The organism is Psychrobacter sp. H25 (assembly GCF_059076335.1).
The window spans coordinates 430,401-447,624 of record NZ_JCACRV010000001.1; the positions used below are offsets into that span (position 1 = coordinate 430,401).

A 17,224-nucleotide genomic window follows, 5' to 3' on the forward strand; every position below is an offset into this window, starting at 1 on the left:
GGATAAATATTGATGATATACGTCAGTTGTAGCCAGTCGCAACTGATCGTCAATCGATATCTAAAAACAGTACTTAAGAATAATACTTAGGATTATACCTAGGGACAATACTCGAAAAAATACTTAGAAAAAACGCCATAACCTAATGTCATACTATTAAATGGACTTGATCACATGACACAGTATTTATTAAAAATAACGGTCTTTATTATTTTGATTATGGTTGTCGTGCTAGTGGCACTCATAGCACTATATTGGGCACCAGACCGTACTGTCGCTGAGCTAAAGCATTGGCAGCTACCTAATAGTGAATTTATAGACATACAAGGTACGCAGGCACATATGACGCAATCCGGTATATGTCATGCAAACCGTAGAACAGTATCAATAGACGCAGGGGCTGATACCTCTCCTGATACCACTTCTACTAGCACCATTGTTTTGTTGCATGGAACATCAGCAAGCTTGCATACGTGGAGTGGCTGGACAGAGGCGCTTTCTGATCAATACTGTGTTGTGAGTATGGATTTACCAGGATTTGGTCTAACAGGTCCTTATATTGACCAAAGCATACAATATAGCAGTGAGCGTTATGCTGAATTTGTCATTCAAGTGCTTGATCGCTTGGATATAGATCGTGTCATTCTAGCAGGCAATTCGTTGGGCGGTAAAATTGCTTGGCGTACCGCAGCCTTATACCCTGATCGCATAGAACAGCTTATATTAGTGGATTCAGTGGGTTATCCAGCAGTACCCAAACATATTCCTATTGGCTTTAAGGTTGCAGGCTATCCTGCAATAGCGCCTATTTTAAATTATATCTTGCCCAGAAGTGTCGTCGAAAAAAGCGTCGTGAGCGTGTATGCAGATGAGAGTAAGGTCGACGATGACTTAGTTGATAGATACTATGAATTGACACTACGCCAAGGCAATCGGCAAGCCTTGACTCGTCGTCTAAAAGAAACCGATAGTGATAGTCATCAAGAACAAATCAAGCAGTTGGATATACCGACATTGATATTATGGGGTGCAAAAGATAACCTCATACCTGTAGAAAACGCGGCATTATTTCACAGGGATATACGTAACAGTCAGCTTGTGGTGTTTGATGATTTGGGTCATGTACCGCATGAAGAAAATCCGATAGCAACTGTTGATGTTGTGAAGCAATTTTTGATGAATGAGTAGAGACATGAACAAGATAATAAAAACAACAACCATCGCTGCGATTTCAGACATTCATAGTAATGTCTTTGCTTTGGAGGCAGTGCTTGCTGATATCAAACAACGCGGTGCTGATCAGATCGTAAATCTTGGTGATATTTTATATGGGCCAATAGCGCCTCAGGCTACCTATGAGCTGTTAATGGAACATCAAGAAGACATTATTACCATACGAGGTAATCAGGATAGGCAGATTTATGAAGCAACGACAGCAGAAATTGTTAGCAATTCAACGTTGAGTTTTATTGTCACAGAATTATCTAAAGATGCGATTGAATGGATGCGGTTTTTGCCGTTCGATTATCATTTAAGTAAGGATGTCTACCTATGCCACGGCTCACCAACCGATGACATGATGTATTTACTAGAAGATATTAAAACAGGGCAGCCAGTAGTACGTGATGATGCCTCTATTTCATCACTGCTTGATGGTGTCGATAGTGCGGTCATTGTCTGTGGTCATACCCATATTCCACGAACAGTAGTATTATCATCAGGTCAAACAGTTATTAATTGTGGTAGCGTCGGTTACCCCGCTTACGAAGATGATTTGCCTATCATCCATAAAATGCAGACCTATTCACCTTATGCTAACTATGCTCTTATAACATCCATTGATACTCAACAAGGTAAACGTTGGCAAACTGAGCATATCAAGGTGGCTTATGATCATAAAAAAGCAGCTACACTGGCCTCCAAAAATGGACGCGAAGACTGGGCGTTTGCTTTAAATACTGGGCGAGTATTGTAGTGTGGAAGACTCAGCATTATTGCTAGCCGAAATGACTAAAGCCACCAACCATGATCTACCATTAAATTATTATAAGGACGGTGTTACATGCTCACTCTATATATGGTTCAACTTGGTGGTCGTCCCAAAGGGCGTCTGATAGAGCAGCACGACATGTTTTTTGGTGTCGCCAATCAGGTCAGTGGACTGGTAGCAGATATCAACCAACATTGGCCAGAGGTCAAAAATAAATGGCATATTGATTCGTATCGAGCGATTACTAAGGTTGATAGTTACACGATCAAACTGCTTGAGTCAGGTGAGCAAGTCAGTACAGAGGCCGACCTAAAGCTGTTCTTTATCAATTTGGGCGGTTATCAGCGGGGCAGTTTTGAAGAGTTTCATTATAAATTGCTTGTTGTCGCCACCAGTCAGGCACAAGCGATTAAGCAGGCTAAACAAAGCGATTTTTATAAACAGTTCACCTTCACAGATATCGATTCACCTCTCGATGCCGCCTCTCATATCGATGATAAGTTTGAAGTGGATATAGATGATATCTATAACGTAAATGATCTGCTCTCAAATGTTCAGCTGTTGATCGAGCCTATCGCTGAGATAGGGGAGGACAATATTGAGATTGGAGAAGATAAAGAGTATGTGGGATACTTGAGTATCAAGAATCTAAGGAAGTTGTCATAATATGTCTTTAAATATGCACTACAAAAGTGGTCTAATCCGCAAAGCGCGCTGCCAGATATCTGATGACCTACTGCCCATACTTTATCAAATTCATAATAACGCAAAATTTCCACGATTGACGTGGCTAATTGACAACCTTTATGAAAACCCGCAGATTTGTCCTGACGTAGCGAGAGAGTTGGCTAATGAGATGGTTGGGTTTGAAAAACTGATACTGTCGCTACATCTGCCTTTTCCTAGACTATCCCTTCAAAAAATACATGCCTTTTTTGAAGGTGCCGCTGCCAGTCAACAGATTATTTATACCAAAGCCTATCCCAATAGTGATTAATGTTACTAGCTGAGCCTTCTCTGCGGCTTTCAGTATGTGCAATCTAATGTTTATATCCATGCTATCTCAGCTACGTGCGTCGATACTTTTACCACAGCTAAGACAGGCGTTCTATCGCGCATAGTTATAGTGTGAATTTCAGGTGTGTAATCAATACAGGACTCACTTGAATCGCCTGCTATTTGCCTCCATAATCTAATCACTTATTAATAATAAATAGCCTAAGCAAATATGCCAGATACTTCCAATAGAGACAATTTAAGCATTTCTAGTAAAAATGAAATTAATGACACAAAAGTAGCAATAACGCCATCAGCTGATTTACCTGTACTTGCTAAAGACAGCTACTATTTAAGCCGTCTTGAACGAGAGCTGGCGCGCGCTGCGGTGTCCAAAAATAAAAAATCCAATCATGATTCTGAGCAAAAAAACAATCGAGACGATGTGCTGACTAAGAAGCGTGCCCAATACGATAAGATAAAAACGCGCTCTCAAGTAGCAGTACAAGCCCGCATCGACAGTATTCCAAGCGATTTGCCCGCTAAGTTAAATCTTAATCTGCCAGTAAGTCAACGTGCAGAAGATCTGGTACAAGCCATCATCGACAATCAAGTCATTATCGTGGCGGGTGAGACAGGTTCTGGTAAAACAACGCAATTACCTAAGCTTGCCATGCTGGCAGGACGCGGTATTACTGGACAGATAGGGCACACGCAGCCAAGACGCTTGGCCGCGCGTAGCGTCGCAAACCGTATTGCAGAAGAGCTCGGAGAGCAGCTAGGCAATACGGTCAGTTTCAAGATTCGCTTCAACGAGCAAGGATCAGCGCAATCTGTAGTCAAGCTAATGACCGATGGTATTTTGCTGGCTGAGCTGGGTCATGATCGTTTTTTGAGTAAGTACGATACGATTATTATCGATGAGGCGCATGAGCGTAGCTTAAATATCGACTTTATCATGGGTTATCTCAAAAAGATGCTGCCCAAACGTCCAGATTTAAAAGTAATTATTACCTCAGCGACCCTTGATACCAAGCGCTTTAGTGAATACTTCAGTCGTTATGATGCCAAGCTTAAACGGCAAGTCCCTGCACCTATCTTTAATGTTGAAGGGCGTAGCTTTCCAGTAGAAGTTCGTTATCGTCCGCTGACCGATGAACCAGTAAATAGCTCAGAAGATGACAGCTATGATGATTTTGAAGAAAATCTACCGCGTGCGGTGGTTGCTGCTGTCGAGGAGTGTTTTAGCGACGCGCAAAATAAAGGTCATGCCGATCAGGCTGATATCTTGATATTTGCCGCGACTGAAGCAGAAATCCGTGAGATGCAAGAAGTGCTTGAGCGCCATGGTCCACGCCATACTGAAGTGTTGCCACTGTTTGCACGGCAGACCTATGAAGAGCAGCAGCGCATCTTTCAGCCGTCAGGTCGCGGTCGACGTATTGTCATCGCGACCAATGTCGCTGAGACGGCATTGACCGTACCGGGCATTCGCTACGTGATTGACTTGGGGTTTGCGCGTATTTCGCGTTACTCATATCGCTCACGTGTGCAGCGTTTGCCGATTGAAGCAATTTCGCAAGCGGCAGCCAACCAGCGTAAGGGGCGTTGTGGCCGTGTCGCGCCAGGGGTTTGTATTCGCCTATATTCTGAGGAGGACTTTAGTGGTCGTCCTGAATTTACTGAGCCTGAGATTTTACGTACCAATCTAGCCTCTGTGATATTGCAGATGGCAAACCTACGTTTAGGTAGTGTTGACAACTTTGATTTTATTGAGCCACCTGATAGTCGATTGGTCACTGATGGTCACAAGCTGCTTGATGAACTGGGCGCCATCACATCCAAACAAGATACTACGCAAGATAAAAACAAATCATCAAAGCGTCAAAAAGGGCTCGATCATCTTCGCCTAACAGCAACAGGTCAGAAAATGGCACGTATGCCAATCGATCCAAGGCTGGCACGTATGCTAGTGGCTGGTTCTGACTTTGATTGTATTCGTGAGATGCTAATCGTGGTGGCAGCGCTTGCGGTACAAGATCCACGTGAGCGTCCTGCCAATAAGCGCACGCAAGCCGATCAAAAACATGCGGTCTTTCGTCAAGACGACTCTGATTTTTTATTCTATCTAAGTCTGTGGAAGGCACTGTTTGAAAAGGACGAAGACGGCAATAAGCTGTCCGGTAATCAGCGTAAGCAGTTTGCAAAAAAGAACTATCTAAGTTTCCCTCGTGTACGCGAATGGCACCAGACGCATCGTCAATTGGTACAAATGGTCACTGAGCTTAAGTTAACCGATGTCAATGACTCACAAATATCGGATAAAAATGTTGCCAAGAATGACCCAACAGCGATCGAAGACGAAGCGTTAAAAGCTGTCAAATATGCCAATTTGCATAGAGCCTTATTGACAGGTTTGTTGTCTATTATCGCGCACAAAACTGAAAGTCGCGGTGAGTATTTGGCGGCGCGCCAGCAAAAAGCCAAGATATTCCCAGCCAGTACGGTATTTAAACAGATACCGCCTTGGGTGATGGCGTTTGAGATGGTCGAAACCTCCCAAGTGTTTATGCGTACCGTTGCCAAAATTGAACCCGAATGGATTACCTCGGCGGCAGGAGACCTACTCAAATATCATTACTTTGAGCCGCATTGGTCCAAAAAGACAGGACGAGTCAAAGCGTACGCGCAGATTAGTCTATTTGGCTTGATTATTATCAGTAAGCAGCTCACCAACTACGAGCAAGTAAACTTGGTCGAGTCACGAGAGATATTCATTCGTGATGGTCTTGTGACCGGTAATTTCGGTCGCAATGCGCCATTTTTACAGCATAATATGGACAAAGTTGCTCAGGTTGAGCGCATCGAAGACAAGCTACGTCGCCGTGATTTATTGGTTGATGAAGAAACGCTCTACCAGTTCTATGACAAAAAGATTCCTGAGTATGTTGCCAGCCGCAAAACATTTGAAGACTGGCGGGCAGAGGTAGAGAAAAACGACAACAAGTATCTGTTTTTTACTGACGAGGATGTACTCACTAGCCAAGCACCAACCACGGGCGACTTCCCAGAAGTATGGCAGCTGGGTGATCTAAAACTGCCGCTGCGTTATATCTTTGATCCAGCAAGCGATGATGATGGCGTGACCATACGCGTACCGCTTGCCGCATTACCACAGCTCGATGCGATTGAATTGCTATGGGGTGTGCCAGGATGGCGCTATGAGTTGGTGCTACAGTTGCTCAAATCATTACCAAAAGATATCCGTCGCCAGATCGTCCCGATACCTGATACCGCAGATAGCCTATTTGACGAGTTGCAGCAACAAGGCGGGCAAGGGTTATTAAAACAACTGTGCCAAGCGCTCAATCGCCGCGGTATTATGTCTGTGACGCCGGAGAGTTTTAGCCCCTCTACGATTGATCGTTATTTGCAACCACAAATTTGTGTGGTTGATGACAAAAACCGTATCATCGAAAAAGGTCGTGATCTGCAAACGTTGCAGATTCGCCATGCTTCCAAGACTAGCCAAGCGGTTAATGAGCAACAAGGTGCGCATACTGACTTCCCTGAACATTTTGCCTTTAGCAAAAACCATCATAGCGCAGGCGTGGTCATGAAGCAGTTTGCTGCGCTCGTTGCTGATGAGGCAGGAGAAGCAGTATCCATTCACCAGTACACCGATGTCAATGCAGCACTACAAGCGCATCGTATCGGCGTATTAACCTTGATCAAAGGGAAGCTTGGTGCGAAGAAAAAACAGCTGACCAGTCAAGTAGATAAAATATTCAAACTGGCATTTGCACCGCTGGGTGATATGGAAAAACTAAAAACAATCGTTATTGATGCCACATTGGATTCCGCACTCGAAGAGCACTATGTCCTGTTTGACCATAGCGAAAACCTACCAGAGAGCGCTGATGATATTGCAGTGGGTCTGAGTGAGGAGCTACCATTTACCCCTGAAGAATATGCACAGACGCTCGAAGTTGTGCTGAGTAATTTCTTATTGACAGGTCAAAGCGTTATCAAAACGCTCAAAAATGTCTATACGCGCTGGCAACGTATTCGCCAGGGGCTACTGATGCTAGACCGTGAGATATTTGGAGAGTCTATTGATGATATTGAAGATCAATTAGAAGATTTACATTTGGCTGATTTTGTTTACCGTATGGATTATAGCCATTGGCAACAGTATCCGCGTTATCTTGAAGCGCTAGAGATTCGCCTTGAGCGTTTAGAGCACAATTTAGACGCCGATCTTGATGGTGTCTACGCGCTAGACTTGCATATGGAACGACTAGCAGGACGTGCGGATAAGGAAGCCATCAGTGAGTATCGCTGGATGGTGGAAGAGTATCGGATCCAGCTATTTGCTCAGCCGATGAAAACCCGTATGGCGGTATCACCCAAACGTCTTAGCAAAATGTGGGATAAGGTAAGCTAGCATAGAGTATCTTTATATATTAAACCCAAAAAGAGGGCTAGATTAGTCATTACTAATCTAGCCCTCTTTTTTATTGGTAGTTAATGACTGATTCTTTCTGTCAGTACTCCCATGCTATAGAGCATAAACGCAATGGCGGTAAATGCCACGATAAATGGTGTCAGTATCCAAATCACCACATTGATCAGGATGGATGGGAGTAAACCATTAAATAGCTCGATATCTGGGGTAAAAAAATCTGTCATTACATCCACTGCACGTTTGGCAATGGGGAAGAGTAGTGTGCTTAGGGCTAACATGTATAGATATTTACTAAAGCCGGGGTCACTCATGACAACCAAGAAGTAAAACACTGAAAAATAAGTGATGCCTAGTGCCCAGCATTTGAGAGTGTAGCTTAAACGAATCATGTCATTTCCTCCCCAGCATATCTATTAATGAACGTAGATTTATCTACGTCTATATATTCTTTTATTTGAATATATAGTATATGTTATAATACGAATATAAAGACAAGTCAAACAATTTTTCCATATATTTAAAATACGCCATAAATTATTTAATTTAAAAACGATCATTTCTGAAGAAGGGGTTCGAACGATACGATATAAAATAGCCTAAGCAGAAAAACTTATGTTATTGAAAGATAGAATGATAGCTACAAATCACTGCTCGGATTCACACCAAACAGTCGCTTATATTCTCGACTAAACTGGCTAGGGCTTTCATAACCTACTTGCATGGCGATCTGTGATATTTGTGCTCCGTGCCTCTTAATCAGACGCCTTGCCTCCATCAACCGCAGGTTTTTTTGATATTGCAATGGGCTTAATTGGGTTATCTCTTTAAAGTGCTGATGAAACCCCGAGACGCTCATACCGCATCGACTGGCAAGATGCTCGACCATGATAGGTTGATTTAAATGTGCCTTTATCCAGTCAGTAGCTTGGGCGATGCGATGTGTATGACTGCCATCGACGACCAATTGCCTAAGCTTGGTTCCTTGTTCTGCTGAGAGTAGGCGATAGTATATTTCCTGCTGAATCAAAGATGCCAAAAACTTGATGTTATTTGGATAATCAAGCAAGTTTATCAACCGTTCAAACGCCGCCATTATCGTATTGTCTAACTGCCATTTTATGCCTGAGTGACCGCTTGCTATTGTTTGGTTAGCAGGTATTCGCGCTAAAATATCTCTAATCATAGCTAGGTCTAGTTTCATGGATAAGACAATGACAGGGTTTTCGATAGAAGCGTGTTTGATATGCATGCTGAGCGGGATATTGACTGGGCAAAACATCAGGTTGCTATTATCAAACCTTTGGCAGTCTGCTCCTAAGTAAATCTCTCGCTCGCCTTGTAAGACAATACATATGCTTGGCTCTTGTATATAGCTGACAGCTTTGCTCGGCCTATCAGCACAATAAAAGAACAATCCTGCCACAGCTGATTCGATGGTTTTGTTTTTAGGTAGTACTCTGAGTAGTTGATCAATTGTTGTCTGATCCATCATCATTGCTTGTTTTAGAGTGTTGCCTGATAGTATAAAAATTTATAGGATTAGGCAAGAGTTATAGAGGTCTGTTCTAACGCCTATAAGCAGACGTCACTATAATAGTCTTATCGCAACAGCGTAAGCACAACCTCTAATAATATGAAACAAGGAGTTATTGATCATGAAAATATTTTATAAAACTCGCGCGACAGCTACTGGTGGACGTTCTGGTCACACTGGACTAGATGATGGCTCATTAGGTTTTGATTTGGTTTCTTTTCAAGAGCAAGACAAAGAAGGCGTCAACCCAGAACAGCTTTTTGCTATGGGTTACGCAGCTTGTTTTGATAGCGCTTTGAGCATGACTGCGCAGCATATGAAACTGCCTATTACCTCTTCTAAGACTTCTGCGCAAGTAGGTATCGGTATGAAAGCAGATGGCAGTTACAACTTGGACGTAGAGTTGTATGTTGAAGTATCAGGTATCGACGAAGTGCAGGCGCAGCAGCTGATTGAAGCCACGCATCAGGTATGTCCATACTCTAATGCAACGCGCGGCAACGTTGAGACTCGCTTAGAAGTTACTGTTGTCTAACGGTGTTCTATGTTGGCTCTAATTGGCCTCTAGTAGCCATTTGGCAAAAGTAATAGCTCATATAAAAACCGCCCCGATTTATACAAATTGGGGCGGTTTTTGTTTGTCTGATATATATCAAATGACTTGGTCTATAGACTATAAGTGAGCTCATAGCTATGACTGTATATCTCAACGATATTACCAAATGGATCTTCCATATAAATCATGCGGTAAGGTTTTTCGCCTGGATAGTAATAACGGGGTTGTTTCATACGTTTTTTGCCACCGGCAGCGATGATGCTCTCTACAAGCTCCTCAAGATTCGGATCTTGAACACAAAAATGAAAAATACCTGTTTTCCAGTATTCAAAATTATTTTCGGGATCTTCTTGGTTTTTGAATTGAAAAAGCTCTACACCGACTCGGTCAGCAGTAGACAGATGCGCTATATGTAGATGACTCCATCCCTCGCCAAATATTTCTGTACACATCTGACCGACAGGACTATCATCTTCTGCAATTCTGGTAGGGGCTACGATAGTATACCAACCCATGACTTCAGTATAAAACTTGACGGCCTTGTCTATATCAGGAACTGACAGACCAACATGCGAAAAACTTCTAGGATAAACATTACTCATTACTTGTACTCCTATGTGGGTATGACTCAGTGGTATTCCTCATGGTGCTGTTTAAAAATAGCACCATGAGGAATACCACTGCGTTGTAAAAACACAGGCATATTGCAATGAACTGTAAGGTGTCAGGTATAAATAATTTATATATTTCAATGCGATAGTGAGTAAAGGCTCGGTCTAAAATATGGGTGATCAGCAAGATGCGCCAACACTTTAGTAAGTCAGCATGGTCTAAACAGGGGCTCTTTTATTCAAAATAAATACTAAGACGGCGCCCAAAATCACGACGCTTGCAATAATAAATGGCATGGTGAGCTGTTCAGACAAAAATACCACACCCAGCACTGCTGCAATCACAGGTACACACAGCTGAACGATAGCCGCTTGGGTGTTCTTCAATAATGGCATTGCGCTATACCAGATACTGTAACCCAGACCAGAAGCGATCGCTCCTGACGCACAGGCCAGCAGTATCCCTTCACTTGTGATGCTTTGCATCTCAATATTTGCTAAACCCATATCGCCCAAATACATCATGCCCACTAACAGTAATATGGGAACGGCTACCAAACTTCGTACAAAGTTAAATCCTGTCGCTCGCAGTGGTGACACACACGATTTGCCGCGTATGCTGTATACTCCCCAAGCTGCACCGCTCATCGCCATCAGTGATGCAGCCAAGGGTGAGGGGATAGCGGCTGACGGCAGCATCAGATAGACAAACCCTGCTACGGCAATGATAAATGCTAGCCACTGCAATGTACTCAGCGTCTCTTTTTGGTAGATGCCCCAGCCAATCATCGTAAGCTGTACTGCTGAAAACAAAATCAATGCTCCAGTGCCTGTATCAAGCTCTACATAGGCAATCGAGAAGCACAATGCATAAACAACCAAGCTGATGCTACTGAGCCAGCTGCCTTTATCATTCAAAATTGCATCAGTGGCGGCGCTGTCAGTCGTGCGAGAGTGACGTTTTAGACGGTAAGCGTGAATCGCCATAATAAAAGCTAAGCACACAGCCGCACTTAGCAGGCGAATAATCGTAAAGCTCCAAGCGTCGATATAACCCTCTGCCAATGCCATTCGGCAAAAAAGAGAGTTTGCGGCAAAGGCAATTAACGCAATGATGGTATAAATAGTGGCTTTCAAGGATGATTCCTAAAATGAGTAAGTGTGTCTAAATAGACAAGCATTGTGTTTTGTTTTTATCTTAATTTTTGGCCTATAGTCTTGATTTCTAGTTTTTGGTTTTAACTTCTGGCTTTGATTTCTTAGGTATGTCGCTATAACGATAGCTTATTTATTAGTAGAAGTAATAATGAAAAAGATAAAAATTAGAGCGACAGTGGGTTTATAAGGTTAGATATTTTGTCGTACTTGTGACAAAAAATCTTTGTTAAATGAGAATAACGATAGTTGTATTAACGATAAGGTTTGGAGTATAGAGGTAATCTATTTCGCATCAAATGAACCATTAGCAAGACAACCATTAAACACAATAAACCAGATAAATAAATAGGAAGCAGTAGTATGGATTGGGCAAGTATTTTTATTCATGACACCACTTGGTTGTTTGCCGTTGAAATTTTAATACGTGTCACTGTCATGTTTGTATTGATTATTACGTTCTTGCGATTCACAGGCAAGCGCGGCGTTCGTCAGCTCTCTATCTTTGAGCTGACCATTATTCTATCGCTAGGCTCTATTGCAGGCGATCCCATGTTCACCGAAGATCTGCCTATTATTCAGGCGGTATTGATCATGGGTACGGTCATCTCCCTCTACAGGTTTTGCACCTGGGCGATGATGAAGTTCCAGCCTTTTGAAGACCTGTTGGAGGGAAGATCACTTTATATTGTAGAAAATGGCATGTTGGTACTTGATAAAATTAAGCAAGGTGAGATGTCACATGATGAGTTTTTTGCTGAGATGCGCCAGCAAGGGGTTGAGCATTTAGGGCAAGTTCGTGTTGGTCTGCTCGAAGCTGACGGCAATTTTAGTATTTTATTGCACACCGCTGAAAAAACAGATTACGGTATGCCGTTGTTCCCTAAGCAGTATCAGGCAGTCGAAGAAACAGAGGTAAATACTTACTATGCCTGTATGTATTGCGGTTATGTCAATAAGATACCTGACCCTGATCATTGTTGCCCGCGATGCGAAGACAATTGTAGAAACTGGGCTAAAGCATTAAACAACAAAATCGTCAAATAATGAGTATACCGTGCTGTCTTCTATATCATGATGTAAGACAGCACAATAGATTATGACTTTGAAGCCAGATTACTGAGAAACTAAGTTGCTCCTGTAAGTGTTCTAAGTATCAGTGCTTTTTGGTATCGCCGACCACTTTATCCATAACAGCGAATAACAAGCCTGACAATACAAAGGTCATGTGAATGATCACTTTCCACATCAGTTTATCAGCATCGAGCTCACTCATTCCGCTAGAGATATCCATAAAAGATTTCAGAAGGTCGATTGCTGAGATCGCGACGATAGCTCCGATGACTTTGAGCTTTAAACCAGAAAAATCTACTTTCCCCATCCAGCTAGGACGATCGTCATGAGCGCCAGTGTCAATTTTTGAGACAAAAATCTCGTAGCCACTAAATATAATGATGAGTAATAAACTGGCGACTAACGAGATATCAACCAATATCAATATATCTACAATCACACTGGCTTCGGAGGCTATGAGTATATCGGCAAACATATGCCATAGTTTTTGAACAAACTTAACAAATAGTAAAACGATGCCTAATACCAATCCCAGATAAAAAGGTGCCAGTATCCAGCGGCTGTTGAATATTGTTTTTTCTAAGTACAGCTCAAACTTCTTTAGCATGGATATCTCTTAAGTTTTAAAAAACAAATGATATTAATGGTGGGTAAAATCCAACCTGTTTTTAGTCGTGTAATTTTTAGTCATGACACGTAGTGCCTACTCTATGTGTCTATGTGAGTAAGCTGCGCTACTACTTGCTGAACGCGCTGCTCCCTATTCCCGCCAACGCGCTGGAATGGTTTTTTATATTTTTTTAGTTGACTGGTAAAGTAGGCATTTATCTCATCACGTTGGTGCGGGCTGTCACGTAAGTCATCAGCGATCCACGGTATATCTACATCAGTCAATAGTATCAAATCATAGTGATGTGCCAATGCCGCCTGCTCAAGGGCAGCAGGGCAGTCGCCATAGTACCAATAAGAATAAGTCATCAGCTCAAACAGGCTGGTATCGCAAAACAAATAACGGTTTTTATTAGGAGTTTGGGCGACTTGCTTGGCTAAGGTGTTCTCCAGTTGCATCTGTCCTTGTGCGATAGGCAGTAGATCCTCCCACGTACATGTCAGCTGCTCATTATCCCATTTTGCTTGTAAGTAGGTGCGCATGTATTCTGATACCCACACACTGTCGAAATGCGCTGCTAAATCATGACACAACGTGGTTTTGCCCGTGCTCTCTGCGCCTAGTACAGCGACGTTGATGACAGATTTAGGCGTATGCTGCTCGAGGTTGTATGCGGTAGCGCCGTTGCCATTCATAATATGCCCAGATTGCGATGAGAGTGAAGACTACATACTGTAGTGCGGTAAACGTGAAGCCTTTATAAAAATATAGCGGTACTGATATTGCATCCGCGATAATCCATAGTATCCAATGCTCGATTTTACGCCGTGCCATGAGCCACATCGCCATAAGAAACCAAGCCGTAGTGAGCATGTCAGTATAGTCGACCCAAGTAAATAGATGCATGCCAAGTACTGCACCGTCGAAGCTAAGACCGTTATTGATCACTGGACGGAAATAATAAACCAATCCTACAAAAGCTATTGTCCCTGCTGCCAAAGCGGTAAGTATAGGAATATCCTTTGCGTGCAAATGCTCAATACGGACGCGATTGGCGTCTGATTGCTTGTGTTCAATAGACTGATTTTTCTTGTTCTTTGACCAGTTGATCCAGCCATACAGGCTCATTACGGTATAGTAAGCATTGATGAACATATCGCCAAACAATTGCCATTTCCACAGTAGGTACACAAATATAGCAGTGCTAACCAATCCAATAGGAAAGACAAGGATATTGGTTTTGCTGGCAAGTAAGACACTAGCCACACCAAAGACAACGGCAATTAACTCAAGCACAATAAACGTTGTAGAGTAGTCGGCGTATTGGCCAAATAACCAGTTGAAAAGTTCTACCATTAGCATTCCTAAGTATGAGTTTATAGCGATACGTATGGTTGTTTAGAATAGAATGGCGCTAATTATAACGTAGCTATTACGAAATGAAGTCAGTCTTTGCTTATTTATGGCAAGAAACAGATTATTTGTAACAAAGTATTAGAAAAATTATAATATTCAGGCATAATAAACACACTGATTTTAAGTTTACAGTTATTCACTGAATTTGAATGGCTATTATTTTTTCACTTTTATGCTTATTCCAAGCACTATAGTAGTAGACAAGGAAGCTTATCATGACGACTTGTATCACAGGCACAGGCCTGTATATCCCACCTTATAGCATTAGTAACGAAGAGCTAGTAGAGTCATTTAACCAGTATGTTGAAAACTATAATACCGAACATGCTGACGAGATAGCAGCAGAGACTGTGACCGCACTTGAGCCTTCTTCAGCCGCTTTTATTGAAAAAGTATCTGGTATCAAATCACGTTATGTGATGGAAAAAGACGGTATCTTAAATACTGAAATCATGGCACCAGTTATCCCATACCGTAATTTGGGCGAAGAGCTATCAGTGATGGCTGAAATGGGTGCAGCAGCACTCAGAGACGCTTTGGCTGATGCAGGACTTGAAGCCAATGACTTAGACGGTATCATCCTTGCTTGCTCAAATTTCCAGCGTACTTATCCTGCGGTTGCTATCGAAATTCAGAATGAGATCGGCATGGTTGGTGGTTTTGCATACGATATGAACGTTGCGTGTAGTGCGGCAACTTTTGGTCTATCACAAGCCCACGGCTCTATTATCTCAGGTTTGGCCAAGCGCATTGCTGTGGTCAACGTTGAGATTACCTCAGCGCATCTAAACTGGCGTAACCGTGACAGCCACTTTATCTTTGGCGATGTGGCGACTGCCTCTATCGTAGAAGAGCTTGATACGCCAAAAGGGTACGAGATTCTAAACTCTAAACTATTTACGCAGTTTTCGACCAACATCAAAAACGAATATGGCTTTATGGATCGCTCAGAATACCTAGCGGCACAGACAGAGATGTATCCAGATATCAAAGCACCGGTCACTGACAAGCTATTTTTGCAAAACGGTCGCAAAGTATTCCGTGAAGTTTGCCCGAAAGTTTCTGAAATTATCACTGAGCACTTGCAAGAAAACGACATCCCAACATCTGATGTTAAGATGATGTGGTTACATCAAGCCAATGCCAATATGTTGGATTTGATCTTACGTACTGTCGTCGGTAAAGATGCAGATAAGTCAATTGCACCAAGTGTGATTGCTGAATTTGCCAATACCAGTTCAGCGAGCCCTATGATTGTATTCCATCGCCACAAAGATGATCTATCATCAGGTGATTTGGGTGTTATCTGCTCATTCGGTGCAGGTTACTCTATCGGGTCAGTACTGGTGCGTAAAGTTTAATGCCTTAGTTTATTACTAAGGTTTAATACTAAGTGACCAGTAATTAGTACTAAGTAACTAGCAACTAGACAAAAAAATAGCCAAGAATGTTCTTGGCTATTTTTTTGTCTGTCGTTTTTGCTATTGAAATCAGGTCCTGACATCTAAATATAAACAGAGATGTTTGGAAAGATAACATCAAGATTACTGAGAATATCGACAAGAATGACCAGAGGTTTTAATTTAACCCAAAAAATTTGCTATAATCACGCTCTTATTCCCCTCATTTAAATAAAAGTCCTTTTATGAAAGAATCCTTACGCCTGCGTTTAGACCAGATGGTAGACCGTTATGAAGAGGTCACCGCCTTGTTATCAGATCCTAGTGTCATTAGTGATAATAATAAATTCCGTGAATTGTCTGTCGAACATAGCGACTTGATGGACATCACGACGTTATGGCAGAACTATCTGGGTGCAGAAACGGATCAGGCTGATGCAGAAGCAATGCTAGCCGATGCGACCGATCCTGACATGAAAGAGATGATGCAAGATGAAATTGAGACGGCACGCGATACCATCGTAGAGATGGAAGAAGCTCTCAATGTAATGATGCTACCAAAAGATCCGAATGATAAAGTACCTGCATTCTTGGAGATTCGTGCAGGGACTGGCGGTGATGAGGCGGCGATCTTCTCTGGTGATCTGTTCCGCATGTACCAAAAATATGCACAGACCCAAGGCTGGACACTAGAAGTGCTCTCTGCAAACGAAGGTGAGCATGGTGGTTATAAAGAGATTATCACTCGTGTATCTGGCAATAGTGTATATGGTCGCCTAAAGTTTGAATCGGGTGCTCACCGCGTACAGCGTGTTCCTGAAACTGAGAGCCAAGGTCGCGTGCATACCTCAGCTTGTACGGTTGCCGTCATGCCAGAGGTTGAGATTGATGATACCGTTGATATCAATCCTGCTGATATCAAGATGGATACTTTTCGCTCAAGTGGGGCGGGTGGTCAGCACGTGAACACCACTGACTCAGCCGTACGTTTGACGCATATTCCAACCGGTACCGTGGTAGAGTGTCAGCAAGAGCGTAGCCAGCACAAAAACCGTGCGCATGCTATGAAAATGCTAGTCTCTAAAATCCAGCAAGCCAAAGTACAAGCACAGGTCGATGTGGCGGACTCCATACGTCGTGACTTGGTCGGTAGTGGCGATCGCTCAGAGCGTATTCGCACTTATAATTTTCCACAAGGGCGCATGACCGATCACCGTATCAACCTGACCTTATACAAACTCGACTCTATTATGGAAGGCGACTTGGATGAGACTCTGGATGCGTTGTTACGTGAGCATCAGGCTGATCTGATGGCCAGTATTGGCGGCGGTGAATAGTAGCCAATTCTATGTAATATTGGCACTATTATACCCTTGTATAATAGTGCCTGCTTTTATAATAATAAGTATTGATT

At 42.6% G+C, this 17,224-nt stretch carries 16 protein-coding genes; 9 read left to right on the top strand and 7 right to left on the bottom strand.

The features are described from left to right. Positions 1-174: 174 nt before the first annotated feature. The 5 genes from AC5JPO_RS01730 to hrpA all read left to right on the top strand — a co-directional run bounded on the left by AC5JPO_RS01730 (position 175) and on the right by hrpA (position 7,433). Complete coding sequence (locus AC5JPO_RS01730; protein ID WP_493851900.1) at positions 175-1,188, top strand: alpha/beta fold hydrolase; 1,014 nt, start codon at positions 175-177, stop codon at positions 1,186-1,188. 4 nt (positions 1,189-1,192) lie between these two features. Further along, on the top strand, positions 1,193-1,975 hold the full coding sequence (locus AC5JPO_RS01735) for a metallophosphoesterase family protein (RefSeq protein WP_493843095.1): 783 nt from the start codon (positions 1,193-1,195) through the stop codon (positions 1,973-1,975). A gap of 87 nt (positions 1,976-2,062) precedes the next feature. Next, on the top strand, positions 2,063-2,656 hold the full coding sequence (locus AC5JPO_RS01740) for a DUF1543 domain-containing protein (protein ID WP_493851899.1): 594 nt from the start codon (positions 2,063-2,065) through the stop codon (positions 2,654-2,656). A gap of 1 nt (position 2,657) precedes the next feature. Beyond that, positions 2,658-2,987 carry a hypothetical protein gene (locus AC5JPO_RS01745; RefSeq protein ID WP_493851898.1) on the top strand — a complete coding sequence of 110 codons (330 nt, stop codon included), beginning with the start codon at positions 2,658-2,660 and terminating at the stop codon, positions 2,985-2,987. 303 nt (positions 2,988-3,290) lie between these two features. After that, a complete protein-coding gene (gene hrpA / locus AC5JPO_RS01750) occupies positions 3,291-7,433 on the top strand; it encodes an ATP-dependent RNA helicase HrpA (RefSeq protein WP_493854001.1) in 4,143 nt (1,380 codons plus the stop codon). Between the two features lie 80 nt (positions 7,434-7,513). Here hrpA and AC5JPO_RS01755 read toward each other — a convergent pair whose 3' ends face one another. Both AC5JPO_RS01755 and AC5JPO_RS01760 read right to left on the bottom strand, forming a co-directional pair. Beyond that, positions 7,514-7,843 carry a hypothetical protein gene (locus AC5JPO_RS01755; protein ID WP_319052290.1) on the bottom strand — a complete coding sequence of 110 codons (330 nt, stop codon included), beginning with the start codon at positions 7,841-7,843 and terminating at the stop codon, positions 7,514-7,516. A gap of 248 nt (positions 7,844-8,091) precedes the next feature. Continuing rightward, positions 8,092-8,943 (bottom strand): AraC family transcriptional regulator, encoded by an 852-nt coding sequence (locus AC5JPO_RS01760; RefSeq protein WP_493851897.1) that lies wholly within the window; start codon positions 8,941-8,943, stop codon positions 8,092-8,094. A gap of 166 nt (positions 8,944-9,109) precedes the next feature. Between AC5JPO_RS01760 and AC5JPO_RS01765 the strand changes: the two genes are divergently transcribed. Further along, positions 9,110-9,523 (top strand): organic hydroperoxide resistance protein, encoded by a 414-nt coding sequence (locus tag AC5JPO_RS01765; RefSeq protein ID WP_493851896.1) that lies wholly within the window; start codon positions 9,110-9,112, stop codon positions 9,521-9,523. A 131-nt stretch (positions 9,524-9,654) separates the two neighbouring features. On the opposite strand, the gene AC5JPO_RS01770 is transcribed toward AC5JPO_RS01765, so the two are convergent. After that, entirely contained in the window at positions 9,655-10,146 is a 492-nt protein-coding gene (locus AC5JPO_RS01770; RefSeq protein WP_493851895.1) for a lactoylglutathione lyase family protein, read from the bottom strand. Between the two features lie 228 nt (positions 10,147-10,374). Continuing rightward, a complete protein-coding gene (locus AC5JPO_RS01775; protein ID WP_493851894.1) occupies positions 10,375-11,292 on the bottom strand; it encodes a DMT family transporter in 918 nt (305 codons plus the stop codon). Positions 11,293-11,673: 381 nt separating this feature from the next. On the opposite strand from AC5JPO_RS01775, the gene AC5JPO_RS01780 reads away from it, so the two are divergent. Next, positions 11,674-12,357 carry a DUF421 domain-containing protein gene (locus AC5JPO_RS01780; protein ID WP_443527084.1) on the top strand — a complete coding sequence of 228 codons (684 nt, stop codon included), beginning with the start codon at positions 11,674-11,676 and terminating at the stop codon, positions 12,355-12,357. A 109-nt stretch (positions 12,358-12,466) separates the two neighbouring features. On the opposite strand, the gene AC5JPO_RS01785 is transcribed toward AC5JPO_RS01780, so the two are convergent. The 3 genes from AC5JPO_RS01785 to pnuC form a co-directional block, all read right to left on the bottom strand. Beyond that, entirely contained in the window at positions 12,467-12,991 is a 525-nt protein-coding gene (locus AC5JPO_RS01785; protein WP_319052285.1) for a TIGR00645 family protein, read from the bottom strand. 101 nt (positions 12,992-13,092) lie between these two features. Beyond that, positions 13,093-13,689 carry an AAA family ATPase gene (locus AC5JPO_RS01790; RefSeq protein ID WP_493851893.1) on the bottom strand — a complete coding sequence of 199 codons (597 nt, stop codon included), beginning with the start codon at positions 13,687-13,689 and terminating at the stop codon, positions 13,093-13,095. Then, positions 13,640-14,350 carry a nicotinamide riboside transporter PnuC gene (gene pnuC / locus AC5JPO_RS01795; protein WP_493851892.1) on the bottom strand — a complete coding sequence of 237 codons (711 nt, stop codon included), beginning with the start codon at positions 14,348-14,350 and terminating at the stop codon, positions 13,640-13,642. Before pnuC ends, AC5JPO_RS01790 begins: the two co-directional genes overlap by 50 nt. 275 nt (positions 14,351-14,625) lie before the next feature. Between pnuC and AC5JPO_RS01800 the strand changes: the two genes are divergently transcribed. Together AC5JPO_RS01800 and prfA are read left to right on the top strand one after the other, a co-directional pair. Further along, positions 14,626-15,771, top strand: a complete 1,146-nt coding sequence (locus tag AC5JPO_RS01800; RefSeq protein ID WP_443527087.1) for a beta-ketoacyl-ACP synthase III — start codon at positions 14,626-14,628, stop codon at positions 15,769-15,771. 284 nt (positions 15,772-16,055) lie between these two features. Continuing rightward, entirely contained in the window at positions 16,056-17,147 is a 1,092-nt protein-coding gene (gene prfA, locus AC5JPO_RS01805; RefSeq protein ID WP_443527088.1) for a peptide chain release factor 1, read from the top strand. Positions 17,148-17,224 lie beyond the last annotated feature (77 nt).